The organism is Enterococcus sp. 5B3_DIV0040, from assembly GCF_002140755.1.
GTDB classification, from domain to species: domain Bacteria; phylum Bacillota; class Bacilli; order Lactobacillales; family Enterococcaceae; genus Enterococcus_D; species Enterococcus_D casseliflavus.
Map to the genome: position 1 here is coordinate 1,353,355 of NZ_NGLC01000001.1, position 5,000 is coordinate 1,358,354.

Below are 5,000 nucleotides of genomic sequence, written 5' to 3' on the forward strand. Positions count from 1 at the left end.
ATACGCTAGAATCGAGGAGATACTATCGCTTTAACGCAGGAAAAAGCGATAGAAATGCTGATATAACAGCACTTGACCTTAACAACAATGGGCTGTCCCTTAGCCGACGTATTGACTGAATCGATACACGAAGCATTAAGCGATATTCCAGAAGTCAAAAATCCAGAAGTAAAACTAGTTTGGTATCCCGCATGGACGACTGATAAAATGAGTCGTTATGCACGGATTGCTTTGGGGATTCGTTAAGGATTTTATCGTAGAAAATAAATGTCTTAGACTCTTTTATCAGCTGAATAAAGTTGATAGAAGAGTCTTTTTGGATTTAAGTTGGATGCGTGTCTTTAACTATCTTGCTTTTAGTCAGTGCTTGCAGAAAGTTTGCGAAGATTGCATTGCATTTTCAGAAATGAAACGGTAAACTAGTTGAAAAGATTGGAGGAATGAATCAATGTTAGCTACGAATTTTGGGAAATATACATACAAAAATCCGTTTATGAACGCCTCAGGAGTCCATTGTATGACGATCGAGGAATTAGATGAATTAGCGGCATCAGCAGCTGGGGCATTTGTCACGAAGAGTGCAACGCTAGAAGCACGTGCGGGAAATCCAGAACCACGTTATACCGATTTACCGTTAGGAAGCATCAATTCGATGGGATTACCAAATCTAGGGGTGGACTACTACTTAGACTATGCTATCAAAAAACAGCAGGAAATGACCCAGCAAGCGCCCTTCTTTTTCTCTGTCGCTGGTATGAGCGTGGCTGAAAACATTGAGTTATTGAAGAAAATCCAAGAAAGTGATTTTGAAGGAATCACAGAGTTAAATCTTTCTTGTCCAAACGTGCCAGGAAAACCCCAAGTTGCCTATGATTTTCCTTTGACCGATCAAATTCTGGAAACAGTCTTTGGTTTTTTCACAAAACCTTTAGGTGTAAAATTGCCACCATACTTTGATTTGGCGCACTTTGATGAGATGGCTAAGATATTGAACAAGTATCCGTTAACTTATATCAATTCAATCAATAGTATTGGGAATGCTTTATTCATTGATCCTGCTACTGACTCAGTAGTTATCAAACCAAAAGATGGTTTTGGCGGTTTGGGAGGCGAATATGTGAAACCAACGGCATTAGCCAATGTGCGGGCTTTCTATACACGTCTCAAGCCAGAAATCAAAATTATCGGTACTGGTGGGATTCGTAATGGTCAAGATGCGTACGAACATTTGTTATGTGGCGCTTCTATGTTGCAGATCGGCACAGAGCTGCAAAAAGAAGGACCGGTGATCTTTGAACGATTGACGAAAGAATTAGCAGCGATCATGAAAGAAAAAGGGTATCAATCAATCAGTGAGTTCCAGGGGAAATTAAAAACGATTGATTAAGAACGACTTTGAATGCTTTACTATCCGCTTCTTTTTATAGAAGAAAGGTGGTTTTTAATGGAGAAGTTTCGTAAAACAACGGAGGATGATCTGGTTGAGTTGATGGCGCTTTTTGAAGAAGGCATTGCTTTCTTAAAAGCACAAGGATCTCCGCAATGGCAAGATGGATACGGTCCTAAAGAAAATCAAATCAAAGCAGATATTGCAAACGATGAGAGCTATGTGTTGGTGATAGATGGAAAAATTGCGGCATCGGCAGCGTTAGTATCCGGTGAAGATCCTGTCTACAACGCAATTACCGGCGCAGGGTGGGATGGAAACGGTCCATATCTATCCATTCATCGCGTCGTTGTCAGTTCTCATTTTAAAGGGCAAAAGTTAAGCGCCAAATTGCTGCAAGCTCTTGAAGTGGTTGCATTAGAGCAAGGAATCGTTGATTTACGTATCGATACGTATAAAGCCAATATTGGTATGCAAAAGAATATCCAAGCAGCTGGCTATCAATACAAAGGAGAGGTAACATTCCCTTTTCCGAACGGAGAGCGATTGGCTTTTCAAAAACGTTTGACCGCAAGCTGAACATTCTATTCCATGAGTGTCACTTGGCTGAATTAATGGAATAGTTGTGTCAAAGTGAATTTTTGGTATGAAAATGCGGATAATGGTTGTCAGAATCCTTTCGGCTTGCTAAGATAAGCACGTAAAGGACGGTGCCAAATGAAGAAAAGAGTCAAAAAGAAAAAAGCGTATAAAAAATATATCCATGATATTTTTGCGGGTTATGAAGAAATGCTTGAGAATCCAGCGATCAATGAGAAGAAGTTTTCTTATCTGAAAGAAGAAACAACCTTAAAACGAGACGATCAAAACCAGATCCGTTTTCGTACGATCGATATTGATTAAACTACCTATTTTGGGTAGTTTTTTTGTTTATCTCGACTTAGTTGAAAATATTTCAGAAAAAAGCTTGCTCTTTCATTCTTAGAATGATAAAGTATTCAACGTTGGCAATTGAGCCAGCAGGTCAAAAAAGCTTTTGAAAAAAACTTCAAAAAAGACTTGACCAAAAATGAAACAGATGATATTATAACAAGGTCGCAATAATAAAACGGTTAATCGATGTTGATAAATCAACAAAATTAATTAAAAAAGTTGTTGACAAATAACAAATCATTTGTTATTCTAATGAAGTCGCTGAGACAGCCGCTACGAAGTTGAAAAACAACGAGCGAAAAAAACTTTTAAAAAAGAGTTGACAATCAATTGTCGCTCTGATATGATATAAAAGTTGCTAACGCAGCACGGTAGACCTTTGAAAACTGAACAAAGCAAGCAAACGAACCAATGTGTAGGACGTTTCAATTTATTGAAACAAATACATGCAAGCAATAGCTAGCAAAGTTAATTTTTATGAGCTTAATGACCGTATGGTCATTCAAACAAATCATTATGAGAGTTTGATCCTGGCTCAGGACGAACGCTGGCGGCGTGCCTAATACATGCAAGTCGAACGCTTTTTCTTTCACCGGAGCTTGCTCCACCGAAAGAAAAAGAGTGGCGAACGGGTGAGTAACACGTGGGTAACCTGCCCATCAGAAGGGGATAACACTTGGAAACAGGTGCTAATACCGTATAACACTATCTTCCGCATGGAAGAAAGTTGAAAGGCGCTTTTGCGTCACTGATGGATGGACCCGCGGTGCATTAGCTAGTTGGTGAGGTAACGGCTCACCAAGGCAACGATGCATAGCCGACCTGAGAGGGTGATCGGCCACACTGGGACTGAGACACGGCCCAGACTCCTACGGGAGGCAGCAGTAGGGAATCTTCGGCAATGGACGAAAGTCTGACCGAGCAACGCCGCGTGAGTGAAGAAGGTTTTCGGATCGTAAAACTCTGTTGTTAGAGAAGAACAAGGATGAGAGTAAAACGTTCATCCCTTGACGGTATCTAACCAGAAAGCCACGGCTAACTACGTGCCAGCAGCCGCGGTAATACGTAGGTGGCAAGCGTTGTCCGGATTTATTGGGCGTAAAGCGAGCGCAGGCGGTTTCTTAAGTCTGATGTGAAAGCCCCCGGCTCAACCGGGGAGGGTCATTGGAAACTGGGAGACTTGAGTGCAGAAGAGGAGAGTGGAATTCCATGTGTAGCGGTGAAATGCGTAGATATATGGAGGAACACCAGTGGCGAAGGCGGCTCTCTGGTCTGTAACTGACGCTGAGGCTCGAAAGCGTGGGGAGCGAACAGGATTAGATACCCTGGTAGTCCACGCCGTAAACGATGAGTGCTAAGTGTTGGAGGGTTTCCGCCCTTCAGTGCTGCAGCAAACGCATTAAGCACTCCGCCTGGGGAGTACGACCGCAAGGTTGAAACTCAAAGGAATTGACGGGGGCCCGCACAAGCGGTGGAGCATGTGGTTTAATTCGAAGCAACGCGAAGAACCTTACCAGGTCTTGACATCCTTTGACCACTCTAGAGATAGAGCTTCCCCTTCGGGGGCAAAGTGACAGGTGGTGCATGGTTGTCGTCAGCTCGTGTCGTGAGATGTTGGGTTAAGTCCCGCAACGAGCGCAACCCTTATTGTTAGTTGCCATCATTTAGTTGGGCACTCTAGCGAGACTGCCGGTGACAAACCGGAGGAAGGTGGGGATGACGTCAAATCATCATGCCCCTTATGACCTGGGCTACACACGTGCTACAATGGGAAGTACAACGAGTTGCGAAGTCGCGAGGCTAAGCTAATCTCTTAAAGCTTCTCTCAGTTCGGATTGTAGGCTGCAACTCGCCTACATGAAGCCGGAATCGCTAGTAATCGCGGATCAGCACGCCGCGGTGAATACGTTCCCGGGCCTTGTACACACCGCCCGTCACACCACGAGAGTTTGTAACACCCGAAGTCGGTGAGGTAACCTTTTTGGAGCCAGCCGCCTAAGGTGGGATAGATGATTGGGGTGAAGTCGTAACAAGGTAGCCGTATCGGAAGGTGCGGCTGGATCACCTCCTTTCTAAGGAATATTTCGGAAGACTACACATCGTTTGCCTTTGTTCAGTTTTGAGAGGTTTACTCTCAAACAAAATTTGTTCATTGAAAACTGGATATCGAAGAAAAAATCAAAACAAGTAACACACACCGAGTTGAAATGTTAAAAGAGTTTTTTAATAAGTTCAACGCTTATTTTCTTGAGCAACCTTCTATCGCTAGAAGAAGTACTCAAAACCGACCGTAAGGTCAAAGGTTAAGTGAATAAGGGCGCACGGTGGATGCCTTGGCACTAGGAGCCGATGAAGGACGGGACTAACACCGATATGCTTTGGGGAGCTGTAAGTAAGCTATGATCCAGAGATTTCCGAATGGGGAAACCCAACATCTTTTATAGGATGTTACGTCTGCGTGAATACATAGCGCAGTCGAGGTAGACGCAGAGAACTGAAACATCTAAGTACCTGCAGGAAGAGAAAGAAAATTCGATTCCCTGAGTAGCGGCGAGCGAAACGGGAAAAGCCCAAACCAACAAGCTTGCTTGTTGGGGTTGTAGGACTCCGATATGGTAGTCTATTCAGATAGTCGAAATACTTGGAAAAGTATGTCAAAGAGGGTAAAAACCCCGTAGGC

General features: G+C 43.4%; 3 protein-coding genes, 2 rRNA genes and 1 pseudogene (1 of these 6 running past the window's edge). All 6 read left to right on the forward strand.

Annotated elements, in window-relative coordinates:
• Window positions 1-72 precede the first annotated feature (72 nt).
• Window positions 73-246: pseudogene (locus A5883_RS06345) on the forward strand (iron-sulfur cluster assembly protein); the annotation flags it as partial.
• 202 nt (window positions 247-448) lie between these two features.
• Window positions 449-1,387: a dihydroorotate oxidase gene (locus A5883_RS06350; protein WP_005236221.1), complete on the forward strand. Its 939-nt coding sequence runs from the start codon at window positions 449-451 to the stop codon at window positions 1,385-1,387.
• 57 nt (window positions 1,388-1,444) lie between these two features.
• A complete protein-coding gene (locus A5883_RS06355; protein ID WP_034872232.1) occupies window positions 1,445-1,966 on the forward strand; it encodes a GNAT family N-acetyltransferase in 522 nt (173 codons plus the stop codon).
• A gap of 138 nt (window positions 1,967-2,104) precedes the next feature.
• The gene (locus tag A5883_RS06360; protein WP_086299482.1) at window positions 2,105-2,290 is read left to right on the forward strand and encodes a hypothetical protein; all 186 of its coding nucleotides are present in this window, start codon (window positions 2,105-2,107) and stop codon (window positions 2,288-2,290) included.
• 542 nt (window positions 2,291-2,832) lie between these two features.
• Window positions 2,833-4,392 (forward strand): 16S ribosomal RNA (locus tag A5883_RS06365).
• Between the two features lie 229 nt (window positions 4,393-4,621).
• A 23S ribosomal RNA gene (locus tag A5883_RS06370) occupies window positions 4,622-5,000 on the forward strand (it continues 2,536 nt past the right edge of the window).
• Together the 16S and 23S rRNA genes form the textbook arrangement of a ribosomal RNA operon.